This is a genomic window from Salmonella sp. NW177 (genome assembly GCF_051811585.1).
Classification (GTDB): domain Bacteria; phylum Pseudomonadota; class Gammaproteobacteria; order Enterobacterales; family Enterobacteriaceae; genus Salmonella; species Salmonella enterica.
Genome location: NZ_JAMMZV010000005.1, coordinates 353,199 through 378,163 on the forward strand (window position 1 = coordinate 353,199; position 24,965 = coordinate 378,163).

Here is a 24,965-nt window from a genome sequence, read left to right on the forward strand (position 1 = left end):
TCCCTCCCGTTTGGAGGCGATAGTCTGGCGGTAAACGGTTGCGCTGGCAAGAGTAACATAAGATTAACAAGCGGAGGGAGAAGTTCAAACGGCAACGCCGCCGGATAATGACTTCCGGCGGCGTCACGTTATGGCGCATAAATAATGCCCGACAGACGCAGCGCCATCGGGCCATTTTCACAACATAAGCGCTTACGCGTAAACCGGGAAGCGGGCGCAGATATCCAGCACTTTCGCTTTCACGCGTTCAATGGTGGCTTCATCATTGATGTTGTCCAGCACGTCACACATCCAGCCAGCCAGCTCTTTCACTTCCGCTTCTTTGAAGCCGCGACGAGTGACCGCCGGAGAACCGATACGGATACCGGAAGTCACGAACGGGCTCTTAGGATCGTTCGGCACGCTGTTTTTGTTCACCGTGATGTTAGCACGGCCCAGCGCGGCGTCAGCTTCTTTACCGGTCAGGTTTTTATCCACCAGGTCCAGCAGGAACAGGTGGTTCTCAGTGCCGCCAGACACCACTTTGTAGCCGCGGTTCAGGAACACTTCTACCATCGCTTTGGCGTTTTTCGCCACCTGCTGCTGGTAAACTTTGAACTCCGGCTCCATCGCTTCTTTCAGCGCTACCGCTTTACCCGCGATCACGTGCATCAGCGGGCCGCCCTGCGCGCTTGGGAAGACGGCGGAGTTCAGTTTTTTGTACAGCTCTTCATCGCCGCCCTTCGCCAGGATCAGGCCGCCGCGCGGACCCGCCAGGGTTTTGTGGGTGGTGGTGGTGACAACGTGAGCGTGCGGAACCGGGTTCGGGTAAACGCCTGCGGCAATCAGGCCCGCCACGTGCGCCATGTCGACAAACAGGTATGCGCCGATGCTGTCAGCGATTTCACGCATTTTTGCCCAGTCAACCACGCCGGAGTAGGCAGAGAAGCCACCGATAATCATCTTCGGCTTGTGCTCTTTGGCCAGCTTCGCCATCTCGTCATAGTCAATTTTACCGGACTCATCGATACCGTAAGGTACGATGTTGTACAGTTTACCGGAGAAGTTAACCGGGGAGCCGTGAGTCAGGTGGCCGCCCTGCGCCAGGTTCATACCCAGAACGGTATCGCCCGGTTGCAGCAGCGCGGTGTAAACAGCGAAGTTAGCCTGAGAACCGGAGTGCGGCTGCACGTTAGCGTAGTCGGCGCCGAACAGTTCTTTCGCGCGGTCGATAGCCAGCTGCTCTACGACATCAACGTATTCGCAACCGCCGTAGTAGCGCTTGCCCGGATAACCTTCAGCGTATTTGTTGGTCAGCTGAGACCCCTGCGCCTGCATCACGCGCGGGCTGGTGTAGTTTTCGGAGGCGATCAGTTCGATGTGCTCTTCCTGACGTACTTTTTCCTGCTCCATAGCCTGCCACAATTCGGCATCATAATCGGCAATGTTCATTTCACGCTTTAACATCCGCATCTCCTGACTCAGCTAACAATAAAATTTGTGCCTGAAAAGGCAGTCCGTGGGACTTCGGCCAACAGTATAACCGAATCATTCTTCGATAACAGGTCTTGACAAAGGTTTTTACGCAAACGATTACCTATGCGTCAGATAAGGGTTTCCTGAACGAGAGCCTGACGAATTTCAACGGATTTCTTTTCAGCTTTGTGATGCAGATTTTTCACGTTGTTACCTCCATAACGTAAAGCAGAGAAGATCCATTTACAATGCAAGGGTATTCTTATAAGATGCATTTGATATGCATCATTAGATTTTCACATAAAGGAAGCACGTATGCTTGACGCACAAACCATCGCTACAGTAAAGGCCACCATTCCCCTGCTGGTTGAAACAGGACCGAAACTGACCGCCCACTTCTACGACCGTATGTTTACGCATAACCCAGAGCTCAAAGAAATCTTCAATATGAGCAACCAGCGTAACGGCGATCAGCGCGAAGCCCTGTTTAATGCTATCGCGGCCTACGCCAGCAATATCGAAAATTTACCGGCGTTGCTGCCGGCGGTAGAAAAAATCGCGCAGAAGCACACCAGCTTCCAGATTAAGCCGGAGCAGTACAACATCGTCGGGACACATCTGCTGGCGACGCTGGACGAAATGTTCAACCCGGGCCAGGAAGTGCTGGACGCGTGGGGCAAAGCCTATGGCGTACTGGCTAACGTCTTTATTCATCGGGAAGCCGAGATTTATCACGAGAACGCCAGCAAAGACGGCGGCTGGGAAGGCACGCGCCCCTTCCGCATCGTTGCGAAAACCCCGCGTAGCGCACTGATCACCAGCTTTGAGTTTGAACCGGTCGACGGCGGTACGGTGGCGGAATACCGTCCCGGGCAGTATCTGGGCGTCTGGCTGAAGCCGGAAGGTTTTGCGCATCAGGAGATCCGCCAATATTCACTGACCCGTAAACCCGATGGCAAAGGGTACCGTATTGCCGTGAAGCGTGAAGACGGCGGCCAGGTATCAAACTGGTTACACCATCACGCCAGCGTAGGCGATGTGGTGCATCTGGCTGCGCCGGCAGGTGACTTCTTTATGAATGTCGCCGCTGATACCCCCGTTTCGCTGATTTCCGCTGGCGTCGGCCAGACGCCGATGTTGGCGATGCTCGATACGCTGGCGAAAGGACAGCATACCGCGCAGGTGAACTGGTTCCACGCGGCGGAGAACGGCGACGTTCATGCGTTTGCCGACGAAGTGAGCGAGCTGGGCCGTACACTGCCGCGTTTCACTGCCCATACCTGGTACCGCGAACCGACCGAGGCCGATCGCGCCCAACGCCTCTTTGACAGCGAAGGGCTGATGGATTTAAGCAAACTGGAAGCCGCGATCAGCGATCCGGCAATGCAGTTCTATCTTTGCGGCCCGGTAGGCTTTATGCAGTTTGCCGCAAAACAACTGGTTTCCCTTGGCGTGAATAACGAAAACATTCATTACGAATGCTTCGGCCCGCATAAGGTGCTGTAATTGCAAGAAATCCTCTGAAAAAACGGGCGTTATCGTTAAGGCGAACGCCCGTTTTCCTCCCCGTTCCCCTGCTTATTGCGCTGCTTTTTATGCCTTTCTTTTACAAAAAAGGGGAATAAAAAAAGTCTGTGCAAATCGTGTTATTATTAACGTTTGACTTAGCTCGTTAGGGCATCTTTTTATGCAGCAACCTGTTGTACGCATTGGAGAGTGGCTGGTTACACCTTCTGTTAATCAGATCAGTCGTCAGGGACGCCAGATTACTCTTGAACCACGGCTGATCGATCTTCTGATGTATTTTGCGCATCATCCGGATGAAGTGTTAAGCCGGGATAACATTATTGATCATGTCTGGATGCGCACCATCGTGACCAACCATGTTGTCACCCAAAGCATTTCTGAACTACGCAAATCATTAAGAGATGGCGGAGACAGCAATGCTGAATACATCGTTACCGTACCTAAACGCGGCTATAAGCTGACGGCGCCGGTTATCTGGTGCGAAGAAAATAGCGATGAGATCGATAATTCATCAACGTCGCCGCCGCCGATCGCAGCGACGAATGCAGAACCGACAGAGGGGGTTCCTGCCGCTGCGCCTGTGCCGCCCGCCTCTTTGCAAACGCCGACTAAAAAGGCGAAAAAGCCGCGTATCGCCGCTTTCTGGACGTGGGTGATGTTCCTGCTCTCGCTGGCGACGCTGGTGGTGTTTATCGTGATGTCGGTGGTAGATCATAATGCCGCGGTAACAAAAACGCGGTTATTACTTAACCCACGAGATATAGATGTTCGTTTTGAAGGCGGCAATTCCTGTAATAACTGGGTCTCGCAGGAGTCCTACGCCATCGGTCTGGGCGGCTTAATCACCGACCTGCTGAACACCTACTCGACCTTTATGGTGCACGATAAAACCAATTACCGGGTCAATGAGCCAAGCAGCTCCGGTAAGACGTTAACCATTCAGTTTGTCAATCAGCGCCACTATCGGGCGCAGCAGTGCTTTATGTCTGTTGTGCTCATTGATAACGCCGATGGTTCAACCATGCTGGATAAGCGTTATTTCGTCACCAATACTAACCAGTTGTCCATCCAGGATGATCTGTTTAATAGCCTGTCTTTCGTTTTAACACAGCCCTGGCCTAATCGTATGCGAGAACAACTGGCCCTGTTCAGAACGCCGCAAAATACCGCGCTGATGCGTTTTTATGAGGCGCGCCAGCTTATTCTGAGCGGCGATGCGCAGGCGCTAGGTAAAGCCAGCGATATTCTGAATGGCATTATTAAGGAAACGCCTGATTTCAACTATGCCTATGAATATAAAGTGCTGGTAGATGTATTACGGCAATCACAACAGCCGTTTGATAAAGAACAAGTGGCTGCGCTGAACGAAGAGTTTAAAAAAATAGATCAAATTCCGGGCGTTGAGAAAACGTCTGTTTATTATAAAATCAAGACCGTTGATCTTTTGGGCAAAGGTGATATCGATGCAGCGTATGAGGAAATCAATAAAAGCATCGAGCTTGAAATGTCGTGGTTTAACTATGTCCTGTTGGGGAAAGTTTACGAAATGAAAGGTGAGAATCGTCTGGCCGCTGATGCCTATCTGACCGCCTTTAATTTACGTCCAGGTGAAAATACGCTGTACTGGATCGAGAACGGCGTATTTCAGACATCCGTTCAGAAAATTGTCCCTTATCTGAATAGTTTTCTGGCAGAAGATTAAATTTAACGCTGAACCATGACAAATAAAAGCGAAAAGATATTAAATTTTTCGCTTTTATTTTGTGAAAAATATGTTGCCAAAAATAGCTTATGTTAATTTTGGCAACATATTCATCGCAAAGAAATGTAAATATAACCCTTTGTAATTAAACGATGTTTATCCTTTCATGATATTTTCCATGATATTTATATGTTAATTCAAAAAAATCAATCTATCAGTTTTTTCATGTTTGTGTTTATTTCACTTTTTCTTTAGGACTTATCTCAACCCATTCGTTAATCTTGTCGACAGTTGAACGGGCACGCAGCATATATGAAGCATAAGCCCGGTTCTTAAAAATACAGCTCAGGAGAAATGAACATGAGTTCTGTCAAAAAGATCGGGCTATTTGCCTGTACTGGCGTCGTTGCCGGTAATATGATGGGGAGCGGGATTGCATTATTACCCGCCAACCTTGCCAGTATTGGTGGCATTGCCATCTGGGGCTGGGTAATTTCTATTATTGGGGCAATGTCGCTGGCTTATGTTTATGCGAGGCTGGCAACCAAAAACCCTCAACAGGGTGGCCCTATCGCTTATGCTGGGGAAATATCTCCGGCGTTTGGTTTCCAGACCGGTGTTCTTTATTATCACGCAAACTGGATTGGTAACTTAGCCATCGGCATTACCGCTGTTTCTTATCTTTCTACATTCTTCCCGGCATTAAATAATCCAATACCGGCAGGTATTGCCTGTATTGCTATCGTCTGGCTGTTCACCTTTATTAATATGCTGGGCGGGGCCTGGGTCAGCCGCTTAACAACGATTGGCCTATTCCTGGTGCTGATCCCGGTAGTCTTGACCGCAGTCGCCGGCTGGCATTGGTTCGATATCGCGACCTATCACGCGAACTGGAACACGTCTACGACGACCGACTCTCACGCCATTGTTAAAAGTATTCTGCTCTGCCTGTGGGCGTTCGTTGGCGTTGAGTCTGCCGCCGTCAGCACCGGCATGGTGAAAAACCCGAAACGCACCGTACCTCTGGCAACCATGCTGGGTACCGCGCTGGCAGGCATCATCTATATCGCTGCGACTCAGGTTATCGCCGGGATGTTCCCAGCTTCCGTTATGGCCTCTTCCGGCGCGCCGTTCGCTATCAGTACCTCCACGATTCTGGGTGGCTGGGCTGCGCCGCTGGTTTCCGCCTTTACCGCTTTCGCCTGCCTGACGTCTCTGGGCTCCTGGATGATGCTGGTCGGCCAGGCTGGGGTTCGCGCCGCTAACGACGGCAACTTCCCGAAAATTTACGGTGAAATGGATAAAAACGGTATTCCGAAAAAAGGTCTGCTGTTGGCTGCGGTGAAAATGACGGCGCTGATGATTCTGATCACCATCATGAACTCCAGCGGCGGTAAAGCGTCCGACCTGTTCGGCGAACTGACCGGGATTGCCGTACTGCTTACCATGCTGCCGTACTTCTACTCCTGTGTTGACCTGATTCGCTTCGAAGGGTTCAACATCCGTAACTCGGTAAGCCTGATTTGTTCTGTACTGGGCTGCGCATTTTGCTTCATCGCACTGATGGGCGCCAGCTCCTTCGAACTCTCCGGCACCTTTATCGTCAGTCTGATCATCCTGATGTTCTACGGTCGCAAAATGCACCAGCGCCAGAACAACGACAGCGACAACAATACGGCTGAAGCGCTTTAACCGCTAACTCCTTTTTCTCAAAGCCCCTTTCGTCACCTGCTATAGCGTAGCGGGAGGGGCCCACTTTACCAGGAACAAGACTATGAACGTTATTGCTATCATGAACCACATGGGCGTCTACTTTAAAGAAGAGCCTATTCGTGAACTGCATCGTGCACTGGAAGGTTTAAATTTCCGTATCGTCTATCCAAACGACCGAGAAGACCTGCTGAAGCTGATTGAAAATAACTCCCGCCTTTGCGGCGTCATTTTCGACTGGGATAAATATAACCTTGAGCTTTGCGAAGAGATTAGCAAGCTGAACGAGTATATGCCGCTGTACGCCTTCGCCAACAGCTACTCTACGCTGGACGTCAGCCTCAACGATCTGAGAATGCAGGTTCGCTTCTTTGAATATGCTTTAGGCGCCGCAGCCGATATCGCGGCGAAAATTCGCCAGAATACCGATGAATACATCGACAATATTCTGCCGCCGTTGACAAAAGCGTTGTTCAAATATGTGCGCGAAGGGAAATATACTTTCTGTACGCCTGGCCACATGGGCGGGACCGCTTTCCAGAAAAGCCCCGTCGGCAGCATCTTTTATGATTTCTTCGGCCCGAACACGATGAAATCCGATATTTCGATTTCCGTTTCCGAACTGGGTTCGCTGCTGGACCACTCCGGCCCGCATAAAGAAGCAGAAGAGTATATCGCCCGCGTCTTTAACGCCGAACGTAGCTACATGGTGACGAACGGCACCTCTACGGCGAACAAAATCGTCGGTATGTACTCCGCGCCGGCAGGCAGCACGGTACTGATTGACCGTAACTGCCATAAATCGCTGACCCATCTGATGATGATGAGCGACATTACGCCGATTTATTTCCGCCCAACCCGTAACGCCTACGGTATTCTTGGCGGTATTCCGCAAAGCGAGTTCCAGCACGCCACTATCGCTAAACGGGTAAAAGAGACGCCTAACGCAACCTGGCCGGTCCATGCTGTTATTACTAACTCAACCTATGACGGTCTGTTGTATAACACTGACTACATCAAGAAAACTCTGGACGTGAAGTCCATTCATTTTGACTCCGCCTGGGTGCCTTATACCAATTTCTCCCCTATTTATCAGGGTAAATGCGGTATGAGCGGCGACCGTGTAGAAGGCAAAATCATTTATGAAACCCAGTCCACGCATAAACTGCTGGCGGCGTTTTCACAGGCATCCATGATTCATGTTAAAGGCGACATTAACGAAGAAACCTTTAACGAAGCCTACATGATGCATACCACCACTTCTCCGCACTACGGTATCGTAGCGTCTACTGAAACCGCAGCGGCGATGATGAAAGGTAATGCGGGTAAACGCCTGATTAACGGCTCTATTGAACGTGCGATTAAATTCCGTAAAGAAATTAAACGCCTGAAAAGCGAATCTGACGGCTGGTTCTTTGACGTATGGCAGCCGGAACATATCGATGGAGCTGAGTGCTGGCCGCTGCGTTCAGATAGCGCATGGCATGGCTTCAAAAATATCGATAACGAACACATGTACCTCGACCCGATCAAAGTCACTATCCTGACGCCGGGGATGAAGAAAGACGGTACGATGGATGAATTCGGTATTCCGGCAAGTCTGGTCGCCAAATATCTCGATGAACGCGGCATCATCGTAGAAAAAACCGGTCCATACAACCTGCTGTTCCTGTTCAGCATTGGTATCGACAAAACCAAAGCTCTGAGCCTGCTGCGCGCGCTCACTGAATTTAAACGCGCCTTTGACCTGAACCTGCGCGTCAAAAACATTCTGCCGGCACTGTACCGCGAAGCGCCTGAGTTTTATGAAAATATGCGCATCCAGGAACTGGCACAGAATATTCATAAACTGGTCGAACATCATAATCTGCCGGACTTAATGTACCGTGCGTTTGAAGTGCTGCCGAAAATGGTGATGACGCCGTATACTGCGTTCCAGAAAGAGCTGCATGGCGAAACGGAAGAGGTGTATCTTGAAGAGATGGTTGGACGCGTCAACGCCAACATGATCCTTCCTTACCCTCCGGGAGTGCCGCTGGTGATGCCTGGTGAAATGATCACCGAGGAAAGCCGTCCGGTACTGGAATTCCTGCAAATGCTGTGCGAAATCGGCGCCCACTATCCGGGCTTCGAAACCGATATCCACGGCGCCTATCGTCAGGCAGACGGACGTTACACCGTTAAGGTGCTGAAAGAAAATACGAAATAAGTACCAAAGGGAAGTGGCTTGCCACTTCCCTTTTTTCACGCAGCAAGGAGACTTTATGAAAACACCCTCACAACCGCGCGCGATTTTTTACATCGTGGCGATTCAAATTTGGGAATACTTCAGCTTTTACGGCATGCGTGCCTTACTCATCCTTTATCTTACCCACCAGCTTGGTTTTAATGACAGCCACGCGATCAACCTCTTCAGCGCCTACGCCTCCTTAGTTTACGTTACCCCTATTCTTGGCGGCTGGCTTGCCGACCGCCTGCTTGGCAACCGCGTGGCGGTTATCACCGGCGCCCTGTTGATGACGCTGGGTCATGTGGTATTGGGCTTAGAATCTGATTCAACGTTGAGTTTATATGCGGCGCTGGCCATTATTATCTGCGGCTACGGCTTGTTTAAATCCAATATTAGCTGTCTGCTGGGCGAACTTTACGCCCCTGATGACAACCGCCGCGACGGGGGATTCTCGCTGCTCTACGCCGCCGGGAATATTGGATCGATAGCCGCGCCGATCGCCTGTGGTCTGGCGGCGCAGTGGTATGGCTGGCATGTCGGCTTTGCGCTGGCGGGCGTCGGAATGTTCATCGGCCTGCTCATCTTTTTAAGCGGTCATCGCCACTTTCAGCAGACGCGCGGTGTTAATCGCCCCGCGCTGCGGGCGGTTAAATTCGCCCTTCCAACCTGGGGTTGGCTGGTATTAATGCTGTGTATCGCGCCGGTATTCTTCACCCTCCTGCTGGAAAATAACTGGTCTGGCTATGTGCTGGCCATTGTCTGCGTCTTCGCGGCGCAACTTATCGCCCGTATTATGGTTAAATTTCCCGAACACCGTCGCGCCTTGTGGCAAATCGTTCTGTTAATGATCACCGGCACTCTCTTTTGGGTTCTGGCGCAGCAGGGCGGAAGTTCGATCAGTTTATTCATCGACCGTTTTGTCAACCGCCACTGGCTGAACATGACCGTCCCCACCGCATTGTTCCAGTCGGTCAATGCGATTGCGGTGATGGCGGCGGGCGTGGTGCTGGCGTGGCTGAGCAGCCCGAAAGAGAGCGCCCGCTCGGTGCTGCGCGTCTGGCTTAAATTTGCCGTGGGGCTGGTATTAATGGGCGGCGGTTTTATGCTGTTGGCGCTAAACGCGCATCAGGCCCGGTTAGACGGGCAGGCATCAATGGGAATGATGATCGCAGGGCTGGCGCTGATGGGCTTTGCAGAGCTGTTTATTGATCCGGTCGCGATGGCGCAAATTACCCGCCTCAACCTGCCTGGCGTCACGGGCGTACTGACCGGTATTTATATGCTGGCGACCGGCGCGGTCGCTAACTGGCTGGCTGGCGTCGTCGCGCAACAAACCACGGAATCGCAAATTAGTGATACGGCGGTAGCCGCCTACGGACACTTTTTCTCGCAAATGGGCGAGTGGACGCTAAGTTGCGTGGCGCTGATCGTCGCCATTGTCGGCCTGAGATGGGTTTGCACCCGGACTACATCGGCGCTACCGCAGGGCGATTAAACGGTGGTTCGCTGCCCACAAGGAGGAGACGGGCAGCGAATCGGCACATCAGATAGCCGCGTCGTCTTCTTCGCCAGTACGGATACGAATAACGCGGGCGACATCAAAGACAAAGATCTTACCGTCGCCGATTTTCCCCGTCTGCGCGGTACGAATGATGGTGTCAACACAGGTATCCACGATGTCGTCAGGCACAACGATTTCAATTTTTACCTTCGGCAGAAAATCCACCATATATTCCGCGCCGCGATACAGCTCGGTGTGGCCTTTTTGACGGCCAAAGCCTTTGACTTCAGTGACCGTCATGCCGGTAATACCTACCTCGGCCAGCGCTTCACGGACATCGTCCAGCTTGAAGGGTTTAATAATCGCATCAATCTTTTTCATGCTATTCCTTGAAAAGGTCGCCTGTGTTTTGATCGGTTAAACGTAACATATTTCGCGCTACTTTACGGCATGAAAACTACTCTTTGAAATCATTCGCATCCAGTTCGTGACGGGAGAGTAGCTTATAGAATTCCGTGCGGTTGCGCCCCGCCATCCTTGCCGCGTGCGTCACGTTACCTTTGGTAATTTGCAGTAACTTGCGCAGATAGTTCAGTTCAAATTGGTTTCGCGCTTCGGCAAAAGTTGGCAGCGCGGTGTTTTCGCCTTCCAGCGCCTGCTCGACCAACGCATCGCTGATCACCGGCGAAGAGGTTAACGCCACGCATTGTTCAATGACGTTGACCAGTTGACGCACGTTGCCCGGCCAGCTTGCCGTCATCAGCCGTTTCATTGCATCAGTAGAAAAGGCGCGAACAAACGGTTTATGCCGCTGTGCCGACTGTCTGAGCAGATGATTAGCCAGCAGCGGAATATCCTCGGTACGCTCCGCCAGCGCCGGAATTTTCAGGCTCACGACATTCAGCCGGTAGTACAAATCTTCACGAAATTCGCCCCGCGCCATCGCCTTCGGCAGATCGCGGTGCGTCGCGGAAATAATTCGCACGTCGATATCAATATCGCGATTGCTGCCCAGCGGTCTGACTTTGCGCTCCTGTAACACCCGCAGCAGCTTCACCTGTAACGGCGCGGGCATATCGCCAATTTCATCCAGAAACAGCGTGCCGCCTTCCGCCGCCTGGAACAACCCTTCACGATTGCTCACTGCGCCGGTAAAGGCGCCGCGCGCATGGCCGAATAATTCGGACTCCAGCAACTGTTCCGGCAACGCGCCGCAGTTGATGGCGACAAACGGCTTGTTACTGCGCGGGCTGGCATTATGAATCGCCTGTGCGAAAATCTCTTTCCCGGTGCCGCTTTGTCCGTTAATCAATACGCTGACATCCGACTGCGCGACCATGCGCGCCTGTTCAAGCAGTCGCAGCATCAGCGGGCTACGGGTAACGATAGCGTTGCGCCAGCTATCGTCCGTCGCGGGAGCGGACTGTTCCAGCGCTTCATCTATCGCTTTATATAACGCGTCTCTGTCGATCGGCTTCGTCAAAAAGCTGAATACGCCTTTCTGGGTAGCGGCCACCGCATCCGGAATGGAACCATGCGCCGTCAGAATGATAACCGGCATTCCCGGCTGTACTTTCTGAATTTCTGTGAACAGTTGCATACCATCCATTTCGTCCATGCGCAGGTCGCTTATTACCAGATCCACTTTTTCCCGATGCAGTACCCGCAGTCCTTCCTGGCCGCTCTCTGCGGTCACGACGCTGTATCCTTCACTGGTCAGGCGCATACCGAGCAATTTCAGTAATCCGGGATCGTCATCGACCAGCAGCAGGTGCGCCGGTTTACGGCTTATCATGGCGTTACCTCATCTTGTGACGGCGACGACGCCGCGCCATCTTCAGACGTCGCGGGTTTGTCATTCGTATGCGGCGTATCGGCGTTGTAATTCCCTGCCGGTTTTCGTGTCGAAAGCTGGCGCTCAATATCGGTTAAACTCTCCAGCTTACGGGTGGTAAGATCGAGCTGCGTTTGCAAGGCCTGTTGCTGCTGGCGCAGCGCATCCAGCTCACTATCTGACGTTTGCTGGAGTTTGCTATAACGCTGACGTTCGGCAGAAAGCGCTAATTGCAGCGCCTGACCGTCATGCCAGATTTGGTAGACGGGCCGTACCTGAGCCGGTATTTGCGCGCTTAACGCCTCCAGACGGGTCACTATGGCGCGCCGCTCCGGCGGCGTAATTTTTGCATCCGCCAGTAAAATCCCGCGCCTGAAGGCATTCTGCCAGTTATCATCCGTCAACGCGCGCGCCTCTGCGCGCGACTGAACCGGCATCAGACGATCGGCGCAGTCAATCGTGCGTAGCCAGTACAGCGGATTCGTCTCCACCGCCTGCCCGCGTAGCGACCAGATATCCGCGCACGCCGTCGGGAGATAATCCGCCAGTTGATAATGGGGGAGCGTGTCCTGCGCTGCGCTACCGGGCAGTTGCTGTGAAGCATGGGGAACACATGCGGTCAGCGCCAGACACGATATACCCACCGGTATTCCCCACCGCAAAAGGCATCGTTTAATAGTTTGGACGAAAACGTGTGACATACGCACCAGGCTTAAATTCATATTAGTGTTTGTCAGATGCAGGCAATGGCAGCGAGATGCGAAAACAGACTTCCTGCGCGTTGTCATCCACCAGTTGGATCTCTCCCTGCATTCGACGAATACAATCTCTGGCGATACTCAGCCCTAACCCACTGCCTTTTACCGCCCCTTTTCGCTGGTGGCTTCCCTGGAAAAAAGGCTCAAAAATCATTTCTCTTTCAGTTTGCGGAATCGGCTCGCCGCTATTAACCACATCGATATAAACCGTGGAGCCCTGAGAGCGGCTACGGATACAAATGTTACCGGATTCAGCGCCATAGTGCACCGCGTTGGAATAGAGATTATCCAGCACGCTCATCAGCAACATGGGCTCTGCTATACAGCGTTCGGCCTCCAGGTCGACATCGGTATGCATCATTTTAGCGCGGGCAGGCAAACTGTGGGCGGAAACCACCATATCCACAAGCGGCGCGATATCGACCGCTTCCAGCTCTGTGGCACTGTCTACCAGTTTCCGGTTGTAATCAAGCAATTGCTCAATCAATTTTTGTAAATTACGACTGCTGTCATCCAGAATATCGACCACCTCTTTTTGCTCCGGCGTCAGCGGCCCAACCACCTGATCGGCCAGCAGCTCTGTCCCCTCGCGCATACTGGCCAGCGGAGTTTTCAGCTCATGGGACAGGTGACGTAGAAACTGATGGCGCTGGGATTCCAGCCACGCCAGACGCTCACTCAGCCAGATAATGCGCTGCCCCACCGATCGTAATTCACGCGGACCGGTAAAGGTGACGGTATTCCCTAAAGAACGGCCTTCGCCCAGGCGATTAATCATCCGTTCAATTCCTTTCACCGGCCCGATAATCATGCGGGTAAAAAGTAGCACCATCGCCAGGCTCACCAGAAATAGCACCAGCGCCTGCCAGCCGAAAAATTGTCCGCGCTCGGCGATTTCTTGTTGTAACTGCTGCCCGCGCGAGTAAACCACGGTACGCGTCGCCTGCACCATTTCCGTATTCGCGTTGGCAAAGGCCTCCAGGCGCGCGGCCGCTGCCGCTTCCGGGCCGCTATCTTTACACTGCAATTGCGCCAGCGCGTTTAAATCCTGGCGTAACGCCTGATACAACTTATCATCCGGCAAGACGCCGGCATGGGCGTCCAGCATATCGCTATAGCGCTTACGCTGGCTTTGATACACTTTTGCCAGCGTCGGATCGTCAAGCACGCAATACTGTCGGTAGCTTCGCTCCATCTCAAGCGCGACGTTGGTCATCGCCTCGCTGCGCCGGGCGTCAATAAGCGTGCTGCGGTTAGTCACCGCAGCCTGATCGCTTAACGCGTTAAGGCTTTGCCACGCCTGCCAGGCCAGAACCAGCAACGGCAGCAGGATCAGCAAAAAGGCCAGCATGACCAATTGTCGTAAAGAACGGGGGAAAACAGACCAGCGCTTCAACGTGTCGCTCACATAAAAGAAGAATAAAAAAGATGCTAACCGAGGGAAGCGCCAGATACAACAAAGCCGGGCTAAACCCGGCTTTGTTATGGAATAAGGCGGTGCCTAACTCGACGTTTCGCCCGGAGGTTGATAAAGCTACGCTATTATCAGAAGTTGGACGGCAGGCACCTTGTTGTGCGTCATTCGAAGTTTATGTAGCGCGTCCCTAAGGGGCTGACATAAGAAGGTGAATGAGCCACTGGTTATCATTATGCAGTAATTGTGCCAACATTCAAAAGACTTTGTTAACACAATGATAGATATGAAAAATATCGTTATTCATGCTAAAAATGGCTCTGTCTGTTTTTTGCCCTTTCTGTCGCCAATCAGCAACACCTGCAACACCTAAAAATAAAACAATTTAAAATCAAATAGTTAAATGTCTCTTTTTGGCGACAACCTATCCCCCACTCATGTCGGGATTTCCCGACACTTTAATCTTGCGGCATAAGCACTAGTTTATTGCCGGATGGCGGCGTAAACGCCTTATCCGGCCTACCGCTTGACGTTCAAGACGGTAGCTTCAACCGCGCTTCCCCGTGGGCCTGATAAGCGCCGTCTACAAAAAAGCCCCTCGTGAAGAGGGGCTTAATGGCTATCGGGCTAATTAACCAAGCTGCTTACGCGCATTACGGAAGATACGCATCCACGGGCTATCCTCGCCCCAGTTTTCCGGGTGCCAGGAGTTGGCGACGGTGCGGAATACGCGTTCCGGATGCGGCATCATAATCGTCACCCGACCATTTTCGGTCGTCACCGCCGTGATGCCGTTCGGCGAACCGTTCGGGTTAGCCGGATAGGTTTCGGTCACCTTACCAAAGTTATCAACGTAGCGCAGGGCGACCAGGCCTTTGCTCTCAAGCGCGGCAAGATGCGCATCGTCCCGCACCTCAACGCGCCCTTCCCCATGGGAAACCGCAATCGGCATCTGTGAGCCTACCATTCCTTGCAGCAGCAGCGATGGGCTTTGCGTCACTTCCACCAGGCTGAAGCGGGCTTCGAAGCGGTCAGAATGGTTACGTACAAAACGCGGCCACAGTTCGCTGCCCGGGATCAGCTCGCGCAGATTCGACATCATCTGGCAACCGTTGCACACGCCCAGCGCCAGCGTCTGCGGACGATGGAAGAAGGTTTCGAATTCGTCGCGCACCCGATGGTTAAACAGAATGGATTTCGCCCAGCCTTCGCCCGCCCCCAGCACGTCGCCGTAGGAAAAGCCGCCGCAAGCCACCAGCGCATGGAAGTTGCCCAGACCGATACGACCGCCCAGCAGGTCGCTCATATGGACGTCAATCGCGTCAAAGCCCGCACGATGGAACGCCGCCGCCATCTCCACGTGAGAGTTCACCCCCTGCTCGCGCAGTACAGCGACTTTCGGTCGTGCGCCTGTCGCAATGTACGGCGCGGCGATATCTTCATTAATATCAAACGACAGCTTCACGTTGAGGCCCGGATCGGCATCATTCGCTTTCGCCTCGTGTTCCTGGTCAGCACATTGCGGATTGTCGCGCAGACGCTGCATCTGCCAGGTCGTTTCCGCCCACCAGACACGCAGCGTAGTGCGGCTTTCGCTGAATACCGTCTGGTCATTAGCGGTAATCACAAAGCGATCGCCAGCCAGGGCCTGACCAAGGTAGTGGACGCAGTCAGCAAGGCCGTACTGCGCCAACAGCGCTTCGACCGCGTCTCTGTCTTCAGCGCGTACCTGAATCACGCCGCCCAGCTCCTCGTTGAACAGTGCGGCCAGATGGTCATCGCCCAGCGCAGCGATATCGACCTGCACGCCGCAGTGGCCGGCAAAGGCCATCTCGGCCAGCGTCACCAGCAGACCGCCGTCGGAACGGTCGTGCCAGGCCAGTAATTTACGCGCAGCGACCAGCGCCTGCATGGCGTCATAGAAGCCTTTCAGTTGCGCGACGTCACGCACGTCCGCGGGTTTGTCGCCAAGCTGACGATAGACCTGCGCCAGCGCCGTTGCGCCCAGCGCGTTGTGGCCCTTGCCAAGATCGATCAGCAACAAGGCGTTATCTTCCGTTGACAGCTGCGGCGTAAGGGTGTGACGCACGTCTTCCACACGGGCAAACGCGGAAATCACCAGCGACAGCGGCGAGGTCATTTCGCGCTGTTCGTTGCCTTCCTGCCAGCGGGTTTTCATCGACATCGAATCTTTGCCCACCGGAATCGTCAGGCCAAGCTGCGGACAGAGTTCCTCTCCCACCGCTTTAACCGCGTCATACAAACCGGCATCTTCGCCAGGATGACCGGCTGCCGCCATCCAGTTAGCGGAAAGCTTGATGCGCTTGATATCGCCAATCTGCGTCGCGGCAATGTTAGTCAACGCTTCACCGACGGCCAGACGGGCGGAGGCGGCAAAGTCCAGCAGCGCCACCGGCGCGCGCTCGCCAATCGACATCGCTTCGCCGTAGTAGCTGTCGAGGCTGGCGGTAGTGACCGCGCAGTCAGCCACCGGGACCTGCCACGGGCCAACCATCTGGTCACGCGCCACCATACCGGTGACGGTACGGTCGCCAATAGTGACAAGGAAGGTTTTTTCCGCCACGGTCGGCAGATGCAGAATACGATTTACCGCGTCGGCAATTGTGATATCCGCGCGGTTCAGCGCATCGCCTTTCGCCTTCAATGTTTGCACATCGCGGGTCATTTTCGGCGTTTTGCCCAGCAGGACATCCAGCGGCAGGTCGATCGGCTGATTGTCGAAATGGTTATCATGCAACGAGAGATGCTGTTCTTCGGTAGCGTCGCCAATGACCGCATACGGCGCGCGTTCGCGCTTACACAGTTCATCGAACAGCGGCAACTGGTCAGCCGCGACCGCCAGTACGTAGCGCTCCTGGGATTCGTTACACCAGATTTCCAGCGGGCTCATGCCTGGCTCGTCGCTAAGAATGTCGCGCAGTTCGAATTTCCCGCCGCGCCCGCCGTCGCTCACCAGCTCCGGCATCGCATTGGAGAGACCGCCCGCGCCCACATCATGGATAAACAAGATTGGGTTAGCGTCGCCCAACTGCCAGCAGCGGTCGATCACTTCCTGGCAGCGGCGTTCCATTTCCGGGTTGTCGCGCTGAACAGAGGCAAAATCGAGATCCGCATCAGACTGGCCGGAAGCCATTGACGATGCCGCCCCGCCGCCGAGGCCGATATTCATCGCCGGGCCGCCAAGGACGATCAGCTTCGCGCCCACGACGATCTCGCCTTTCTGCACGTGATCGGCGCGGATATTACCGATCCCGCCCGCCAGCATGATCGGCTTATGGTAGCCGCGCAGCTCTTCGCCGTTATGGCTGTTGACCTTCTCTTCGTAGGTACGGAAGTAACCGGTCAGCGCCGGGCGACCAAATTCGTTGTTAAACGCCGCGCCGCCCAGCGGACCTTCGGTCATGATATCCAGCGCGGTGACAATGCGTTCCGGCTTGCCAAAATCCTCTTCCCACGGCTGTTCAAAGCCCGGAATACGCAGGTTGGAAACGGAGAAGCCCACCAGCCCGGCTTTTGGTTTCGCGCCACGCCCGGTGGCGCCTTCATCACGAATTTCGCCGCCGGAACCGGTCGCCGCCCCCGGCCACGGAGAGATGGCGGTTGGGTGGTTATGCGTTTCGACCTTCATCAGAATGTGCGCGGGCTCCTGATGAAAATCGTAACGGCCGGTATTGTGATCGGCGAAGTAGCGCCCCACCGCAGATCCTTCCATCACCGCGGCATTGTCTTTATAGGCAGAGAGCACATAGTCCGGCGTGGTTTCGAAGGTGTTTTTAATCATTTTAAACAGCGACTTCGGCTGCGGTTTACCGTCGATAATCCAGTCGGCATTAAAAATCTTGTGGCGGCAGTGCTCGGAGTTCGCCTGGGCGAACATGTACAGTTCGATATCGTTCGGGTTGCGCCCCAGTTTGGTAAACGCCTCCTGCAAATAGTCGATTTCATCTTCCGCCAGCGCCAGACCAAGACGCAGGTTGGCGTCAATTAACGCCTGACGGCCTTCTCCCAGCAGATCGACACTGGAAACCGGCGCAGGCTGATGGTGGATAAACAGTTTTTCCGCATCGGTTAAAGAAGAGAACACCGTCTCCATCATACGGTCGTGCAGCTCTGCGGCCACTTGTCGCCACTGTTCCGTCGTCAACGTCGAAGCCTCGATATAGTACGCTACGCCGCGCTCCAGACGATCAACCTGTTGCAGGCCGCAGTTGTGGGCGATATCCGTTGCTTTTGAAGACCAGGGGGAGATGGTACCAGGACGCGGTGTGACCAACAGGAGTTTACCCGCCGGCGTATGGCTGCTAAGCGCCGGGCCGTATTGCAGCAGACGGGTAAGCTGCGCCTGCTCGCTATCATTTAACGGGGCGTTCAGGTCAGCAAAATGGACATACTCAGCGTATATATTGTGGACCTGGAGGTTGGCAGCCTGAAAGCGCGCCAGCAGTTTATTGATACGGAATGCAGACAGTGCAGGCGAACCACGCAGAATTTCCATCATAAGTCTCTCGTCTTCTAAGCTTCGGTGTGCGCAAGGGGGGAAACGGCCGTCATTATAAAGAATCTGACGCGCCGACGAAACCGTTTGCGTAGAAATAAAATCACCGCTTTTTCTTGTCATACGGTGCGGCTATCGTTGCGAATAAGTTGCCAACTGGCGCATTGTTACGCAAAATGCCGCTCATTAATGACTTATCTATTGCAGCAAAACATCATTTTCAGCCCGAGGCAACGCACGATCCAGAGAATTAACTAATTGAAAAAATTAAAGATTAATTATCTGTTCATCGGCATATTGACGCTGCTGCTGGCAGCAGCCCTTTGGCCCTCAATCCCCTGGTTCGGTAAAACCGAAAACCATATCGCCGCGATTCAAGCCCGGGGGGTACTGCGCGTCAGTACGATCGACTCGCCATTAACCTATTCCGTTATCAACGGTAAAAAATATGGTCTGGACTATGAACTGGCGCAGCAGTTCGCCAACTATCTCGGCGTGAAGCTGAAAGTGACGGTGCGCCAGAATATCAGCCAATTGTTTGACGATCTGGATAACGGCAATGCCGACCTGCTCGCGGCTGGGCTGGTCTACGACAGCGCACGCGTTAAAAACTATCAGCCCGGCCCCATGTATTATTCAGTTTCGCAACAGCTCGTCTACCGGGTCGGACAATATCGCCCACGTTCGCTGGCGACCGTTAACGAGAATCAGCTTGCCATTGCGCCAGGGCACGTCGTGGTCAATGATTTACAGCGTTTAAAAGAGACAAAGTTTCCCGACCTGAGCTGGAAAGTGGATGATAAAAAAGGCTCGACGACGCTGCTGGAAGAGGTCATCAGCGGCAAACTGGATTACACCATTGCCGATTCAGTGGCGATCAGTCTGTTTCAGCGCGTTCATCCCGAGCTGGCCGTGGCGCTGGACGTCACGGATGAACAGCCCGTGACCTGGTTTAGCCGACTGGACGACGATAATACGCTCTCCGCCGCGCTGCTCGATTTTTTCAATTCGATCAATGAAGACGGTTCTCTGGCGCGGATCGAAGAGAAATATCTGGGACATGGCGATGATTTCGACTACGTTGATACCCGCTCTTTCCTGCGAGCGGTGGATAACGTCCTGCCGGAGCTGGAACCGTTATTTAAAAAATATGCCAAAGAGATAGACTGGCGCCTGCTGGCGGCGATTTCTTATCAGGAATCACACTGGGACCCGCTGGCGACCTCGCCAACCGGCGTGCGCGGCCTGATGATGCTGACTAAAAATACCGCCCAAAGTCTGGGGCTGACCGACCGTACCGATGCGGAGCAAAGCATCAGCGGCGGCGCTCGCTATCTTGAAGATATGATGGCTAAAGTTCCCGAAACCGTTCCGGAAGACGAGCGTATCTGGTTTGCCTTAGCCGCCTACAATATGGGTTATGCGCACATGCTCGATGCCAGATCGCTGACGGTAAAAACCAAAGGCAATCCGGATAGCTGGACCGATGTGAAGCAGCGTTTGCCTCTGTTAAGCCAAAAACCGTATTACAGTAAGCTAACCTACGGTTACGCGCGTGGACATGAGGCTTATGCTTATGTGGAAAATATCCGTAAATACCAGATAAGTTTAGTGGGGTATTTGCAGGAAAAAGAAAAGCAGGAAGCGGAAGCCATGAAACTGGCGCAGAATTACCCGGCGGTGTCGCCGGAGGAGCTGAATAAAGCGCCCTTCCCCCTCCTGTCGTTTTTATCGCAGTCATCAGGCTACCTGACGCATTCGCCGTCTTTACTGTTTACGCCGCAGAAGAAAGAAGAAAAATAGCGTGATGGTCTTATCGGATGGCGACGCGCAACGTCTTATCCGGCATTGCGCTATACTACCGGCCCCGCACCTTCCGCACGGTCGGCTTTCTTCAGGGCTTTAATTTCCTGACGACGCATACGGAAAAAATCACTGAGCAGCGTCGCACATTCATCGCGCAGCACCCCTTCAATAATGTCGACCCGGTGATTCATTCCCGGATGGTGCAGCACATCAATTAGCGATCCGGCCGCGCCGGTTTTTGCATCGCGCGCGCCAAAGACAACGCGTCCAATGCGGCTATGCACCATAGCGCCTGCGCACATCACACAGGGTTCCAGCGTGACATACAGCGTGGTATCCAGTAACCGGTAATTCTGCAATACCAGACCGCCCTGACGCAGCGCCATTATTTCAGCATGCGCAGTAGGATCGTGGCGGCCAATGGGTCGGTTCCAGCCTTCGCCAATGACGCGATGGTTATGCACCAATACCGCGCCAACCGGAACCTCGCGTTCGTCCCAGGCGCGTTTCGCCAGCGTCAGCGCGTGGCGCATCCAGTATTCGTGATCTAATTCGACATCAGACAAAGAGGTAACTCCGGTAATGAAAGCGGGCGGCATTATACACAGACGCTATGCGTTTCACTATTCGAGCTGCTGCAACTCGCCGTGCGGCGTCACCCGCCAGCGATGCTGGCAAAAATAAAGCAGCGGGTTATCCTGTTTGCTGTCGCTGTAGCCGCTATAAAGACGCAGCGGCGTACCGATTTTACGTTCCAGTTGCGCGACTTTTTCATGGCCCAGACAGCGCACGGTTAATACCCAGCCGCCATACCGTCGCGCCATCTGGCTGGCGATGAGGTTAACGCGCGGCAGCCACGGCGTATCAAAATAGACTTGCTCTACCAATGATTGCGGAGAACCGGTAATAAGCCAGATATCCGCGTCAGAGCTCAATAGATAGGTGGTCAGACGCTCCTGTACAACCGGAAACGCCGTGACGTTAGCGCGAAACCAACGGACAAAATCCGCCTGATGCGCCTGCAAACGCGTTTCGCTATGACCAAAAGTACAGCCCCACAACAACAGACTCATCGGCCAGCGGGCCGCACGCCCTTTTACCAGTAAACCGATACCGATAATGGGCAACAACGGCAGTACGAGCAGCGCATTTAGCGGCTGACGGCGCAGCAAATAACGCAGAAAACTGCCGAACATATCCTGTTGATGTAACGTTCCATCCAAATCAAAAAAGACGACACGACGCTCGTGGCTGACCAAACCTTACTCCTCTGGATCATTGAACCCCAGCAGCCAGGTAAAAATAAACCCGGCAATTACCGCTATTAAATAGCCTAACAGATAGAACAGGACTTTTCCGGCAACAATTGTTAATGCCAGCGGCAAACCGGAAATACCAAAGGTAATTACCGTCGCCACTTTCCAGTAGCTGATCAACGCCCCGCCTACCGCGCCGCCGAGGCAAGCGCCAATAAATGGCTTACCCAATGGCAGCGTGACGCCAAAAATCAGCGGCTCGCCAATCCCCAGCAGTCCGACCGGAAGCGCGCCTTTAATCACCTTTTTGAGCCGCGCATTGCGGGTTTTCATCAGTACGGCAATGGCCGCGCCTATCTGACCAACGCCCGCCATCGCCAGGATGGGAAACAGCGCGTTATAGCCGTGCGCTTGCACCAGCTCCACATGAATAGGCACCAGCCCCTGATGCAGCCCGGTCAGTACCAACGGCAGGAAGGTTCCGGCTAACACCGCGCCCACCAGAAAACCGCCGCGATCGATAGCCCAGGACGCGCCGTGAGCGATAGCGTCTGAAATCCAGCCGCCAAGCGGTTGCAGAGCGACAATCGCTACCGCGCCGGTGATAACAGTCGTCAATAAAGGGTTAAGAATTAACTCCAGCGACCCCGGCAGCAGCTTACGGAACTGGCGCTCAATCCAGCACATTAACGCCACCACCAGCAGGACGGCGATAACGCCGCCCCGTCCCGGCTGAAGCGCCTCGCCAAAGAGCGTAATCTGCGCCAGTTGCGGGCTGGAAAGGATCCCCGCCATCACGCCGCCTAACGCCTGCGATCCGCCAAAGACTTTCGCGGTATTGACGCCAACCAGAATGTTCATGATAGCGAACACCGCGCTACCAAATATCCCCATCAGGCCCAGCAGGTTAGGATAGTGGACGGCAACATCGCCGACGATATCCGGACGTTTAAGAATGTTGATAATGCCGGTAATCAAGCCGGATGCGATAAAGGCGGGGATAAGCGGTATAAAAACATTCGCCAGCTTACGCAACGCATCGCTCATCGGCGCTTTATACTTCGCTTTCGCCTCGGATTTGGTACGCGCCATAGCATCGTCCGGCTTTACACCACCTGCGGCAATCTGCACGCGCATCGCATCAACCACCTGCGCAGCCTTCCCCGGCCCAACGATCAGCTGATGTTGCTCCCCTTGCTTTACGTATCCACTGACGCCAGGCAACGCTTTTAAGCGCGGAATATCCAGTTGGCTGTCGTCCTGTACCTCCACCCTGACTCGCGTCATACAGTTTTCCAGGCGCAGAATATTTTGCTCTCCGCCGATACCACGTAAAATGTCGCTGGCGAGCGCTGCCGTCTTATCCATACACACCTCTTTAGTGTTCTAACGCCGCCCTTAAAAAGCCCTGATGAGCAGCGAGTTTTTCCCTGGCGGCTGCAGCATCCAGCCCCGTAAGCGCCATCAAAATGGCGGGCTTAACCTCAAAATCGGTCTGTTTCAGCAACGTTTCCGCCTCTTCACGACCTATCCCGGTCGCTTCAACGACCATCCGACACGCGCGATCGACCAGTTTGACGTTGGTGGCTTTCATATCCACCATCAGGTTTTGATAGACCTTGCCAAACTTCACCATCGCGCCGGTAGAAATCATATTGAGCACCATTTTCTGCGCGGTGCCGGATTTCAGCCGCGTAGAGCCGGTAAGCGCTTCCGGCCCGACAACGGGCGAAATAGCGATATTAGCCTCCCGCGCAATAGGCGAATCTGGATTACAGGAGACGGCAACAGTGGTACAACCGGACTGTCGCGCATAGCGCAGGCCGCCAATCACATAGGGTGTACGACCCGACGCCGCGAGCCCCACGACCAGATCCTGTTCTTGCAGATTTAGCGCGACAAGATCGTCTTCGCCTGCCTGTTGGCTGTCTTCCGCGCCTTCGACCGCTTTCAGCAACGCGCCCGGCCCACCGGCAATCAGCCCGACGACCAGACCGTGCGGAACGCCAAACGTCGGGGGGCATTCTGAGGCATCCAGTACGCCAAGCCGACCACTGGTGCCCGCGCCCATATAGATGATACGTCCGCCAGACTTCAGCGCCGCCGCAGCGGCATCCACCGCACGCGCAACGTCAGGCAGAGTGGCTTTTACTGCTTCCGCTACCCGCGTATCCTGTTCATTAAAACGCTTAACTAATTCAGGAGTAGACAACGCATCCAGATCCATCGTTTGCGGGTTACGGGTTTCAGACACTAAGGTACCAAGATTCATTTTTGTCCCTCTGGAATTTTTAATTCATAATAAGCGTCCATGATGGAATAGAATATTCCCCCAGGCGAGTGAAATTTCGTTTTGTCGTCGCCATCACGTTTCGCAGGAGCTGCTCATGAACTGTTTGATTCGTATTCGCCAGCGTTATCCGGATCTCGCGCAAAGCGACAGGAAACTGGCGGATTATCTGCTCGCGCAACCGGATACGGCGCGGCATCTGAGCTCACAGCAACTGGCGGCCGAAGCGGGCGTCAGCCAATCCAGCGTAGTCAAGTTCGCGCAAAAACTGGGGTTTAAAGGGTTTCCGGCGTTGAAACTGGCTATCAGCGAAGCGTTGGCCAGCAATCCTAATCCGCATTCCGTTCCCGTTCATAACCAGATTCGCGGCGACGATCCGATGCGCCTGGTCGGAGAAAAATTAATTAAAGAGAATGTGGCGGCGATGCACGCCACGCTGGACGTTAACAGTGAAGAAAAGCTGTTAGAAAGCGTCACGATGCTGCGCCACGCCCGCCGTATTGTGATCACCGGGATTGGCGCCTCTGGGCTGGTGGCGCAAAATTTTGCCTGGAAGCTACTGAAGATTGGCATTAACGCGGTGGTTGAGCGCGATATGCACGCCCTGCTGGCGACGGTGCAGGCGCTGGCGCCGGAGGATCTGCTGCTGGCGATCTCTTATTCCGGGGAGCGGCGCGAGCTGAACCTGGCGGCGGACGAAACATTACGCGCAGGCGCGAAAATCCTGGCCATTACCGGTTTTTCTCCCAACGCCTTGCAGCAGCGCGCCACCCGCTGTCTGTATACGATTGCTGAAGAGCAGGCGACGCGCAGCGCCGCTATCTCCTCAACACATGCGCAAATGATGTTGACCGACTTACTGTTTATGACGCTGGTACAACAGGATTTAGAGCGGGCGCCGGAGCGTATTCGCCATAGCGAGGCGCTGGTAAAAAAACTGGTTTGAAAATGACTCTTCCGCCTCAT

General features: G+C 53.9%; 18 protein-coding genes. 8 read left to right on the forward strand and 10 right to left on the reverse strand.

What is annotated here, in order from left to right; translation table 11 throughout:
- Positions 1-192: 192 nt before the first annotated feature.
- Positions 193-1,446 carry a serine hydroxymethyltransferase gene (gene glyA / locus NA986_RS16410; RefSeq protein ID WP_000919178.1) on the reverse strand — a complete coding sequence of 418 codons (1,254 nt, stop codon included), beginning with the start codon at positions 1,444-1,446 and terminating at the stop codon, positions 193-195.
- Between the two features lie 324 nt (positions 1,447-1,770).
- Between glyA and hmpA the strand changes: the two genes are divergently transcribed.
- The 5 genes from hmpA (at position 1,771) to dtpD (ending at position 10,119) form a co-directional block, all read left to right on the forward strand.
- Positions 1,771-2,961: an NO-inducible flavohemoprotein gene (gene hmpA / locus NA986_RS16415; RefSeq protein ID WP_000883151.1), complete on the forward strand. Its 1,191-nt coding sequence runs from the start codon at positions 1,771-1,773 to the stop codon at positions 2,959-2,961.
- A 181-nt stretch (positions 2,962-3,142) separates the two neighbouring features.
- Positions 3,143-4,684, forward strand: a complete 1,542-nt coding sequence (gene cadC / locus NA986_RS16420) for a lysine decarboxylation/transport transcriptional activator CadC (RefSeq protein WP_023136412.1) — start codon at positions 3,143-3,145, stop codon at positions 4,682-4,684.
- 360 nt (positions 4,685-5,044) lie between these two features.
- The gene (gene cadB, locus NA986_RS16425) at positions 5,045-6,376 is read left to right on the forward strand and encodes a cadaverine/lysine antiporter (RefSeq protein ID WP_000100008.1); all 1,332 of its coding nucleotides are present in this window, start codon (positions 5,045-5,047) and stop codon (positions 6,374-6,376) included.
- A gap of 82 nt (positions 6,377-6,458) precedes the next feature.
- Complete coding sequence (gene cadA, locus NA986_RS16430; protein WP_001100652.1) at positions 6,459-8,603, forward strand: lysine decarboxylase CadA; 2,145 nt, start codon at positions 6,459-6,461, stop codon at positions 8,601-8,603.
- Positions 8,604-8,658: 55 nt separating this feature from the next.
- Entirely contained in the window at positions 8,659-10,119 is a 1,461-nt protein-coding gene (dtpD, locus tag NA986_RS16435) for a dipeptide permease DtpD (protein ID WP_000856793.1), read from the forward strand.
- A 48-nt stretch (positions 10,120-10,167) separates the two neighbouring features.
- Here dtpD and glnB read toward each other — a convergent pair whose 3' ends face one another.
- From glnB to purL, 5 genes are all read right to left on the reverse strand, one after another.
- Positions 10,168-10,506 (reverse strand): nitrogen regulatory protein P-II, encoded by a 339-nt coding sequence (gene glnB, locus NA986_RS16440; protein ID WP_000717694.1) that lies wholly within the window; start codon positions 10,504-10,506, stop codon positions 10,168-10,170.
- A gap of 76 nt (positions 10,507-10,582) precedes the next feature.
- Positions 10,583-11,917 (reverse strand): two-component system response regulator GlrR, encoded by a 1,335-nt coding sequence (gene glrR, locus NA986_RS16445; RefSeq protein WP_024131115.1) that lies wholly within the window; start codon positions 11,915-11,917, stop codon positions 10,583-10,585.
- Positions 11,917-12,681, reverse strand: a complete 765-nt coding sequence (qseG, locus tag NA986_RS16450; RefSeq protein WP_077911523.1) for a two-component system QseEF-associated lipoprotein QseG — start codon at positions 12,679-12,681, stop codon at positions 11,917-11,919. Before qseG ends, glrR begins: the two co-directional genes overlap by 1 nt.
- 1 nt (position 12,682) lies before the next feature.
- Positions 12,683-14,113, reverse strand: a complete 1,431-nt coding sequence (qseE, locus tag NA986_RS16455; RefSeq protein ID WP_001670672.1) for a two component system sensor histidine kinase QseE/GlrK — start codon at positions 14,111-14,113, stop codon at positions 12,683-12,685.
- A 649-nt stretch (positions 14,114-14,762) separates the two neighbouring features.
- Complete coding sequence (gene purL / locus NA986_RS16460) at positions 14,763-18,650, reverse strand: phosphoribosylformylglycinamidine synthase (protein WP_024147172.1); 3,888 nt, start codon at positions 18,648-18,650, stop codon at positions 14,763-14,765.
- 24 nt (positions 18,651-18,674) lie between these two features.
- On the opposite strand from purL, the gene NA986_RS16465 reads away from it, so the two are divergent.
- Together NA986_RS16465 and mltF are read left to right on the forward strand one after the other, a co-directional pair.
- Positions 18,675-18,905 (forward strand): hypothetical protein, encoded by a 231-nt coding sequence (locus NA986_RS16465; protein ID WP_001669324.1) that lies wholly within the window; start codon positions 18,675-18,677, stop codon positions 18,903-18,905.
- Positions 18,906-20,450 carry a membrane-bound lytic murein transglycosylase MltF gene (gene mltF / locus NA986_RS16470; protein WP_023216172.1) on the forward strand — a complete coding sequence of 515 codons (1,545 nt, stop codon included), beginning with the start codon at positions 18,906-18,908 and terminating at the stop codon, positions 20,448-20,450. It abuts the gene before it with no gap.
- A 50-nt stretch (positions 20,451-20,500) separates the two neighbouring features.
- Here mltF and tadA read toward each other — a convergent pair whose 3' ends face one another.
- From tadA to murQ, 4 genes are read right to left on the reverse strand one after another with little or no spacing between them, the layout of a single operon-like run.
- On the reverse strand, positions 20,501-21,052 hold the full coding sequence (gene tadA, locus NA986_RS16475) for a tRNA adenosine(34) deaminase TadA (RefSeq protein ID WP_023216173.1): 552 nt from the start codon (positions 21,050-21,052) through the stop codon (positions 20,501-20,503).
- A 24-nt stretch (positions 21,053-21,076) separates the two neighbouring features.
- A complete protein-coding gene (yfhb, locus tag NA986_RS16480) occupies positions 21,077-21,712 on the reverse strand; it encodes a phosphatidylglycerophosphatase C (protein WP_000253558.1) in 636 nt (211 codons plus the stop codon).
- Positions 21,713-21,715: 3 nt separating this feature from the next.
- Positions 21,716-23,077, reverse strand: a complete 1,362-nt coding sequence (locus NA986_RS16485) for a PTS transporter subunit EIIC (RefSeq protein WP_000361660.1) — start codon at positions 23,075-23,077, stop codon at positions 21,716-21,718.
- A 10-nt stretch (positions 23,078-23,087) separates the two neighbouring features.
- Positions 23,088-23,981, reverse strand: coding sequence for an N-acetylmuramic acid 6-phosphate etherase (murQ, locus tag NA986_RS16490; RefSeq protein ID WP_001048541.1), 894 nt, complete (start codon positions 23,979-23,981; stop codon positions 23,088-23,090).
- Between the two features lie 115 nt (positions 23,982-24,096).
- Here murQ and NA986_RS16495 point away from each other — a divergent pair, with 115 nt between their 5' ends.
- Positions 24,097-24,945, forward strand: coding sequence for a MurR/RpiR family transcriptional regulator (locus NA986_RS16495; RefSeq protein ID WP_000995695.1), 849 nt, complete (start codon positions 24,097-24,099; stop codon positions 24,943-24,945).
- Positions 24,946-24,965 lie beyond the last annotated feature (20 nt).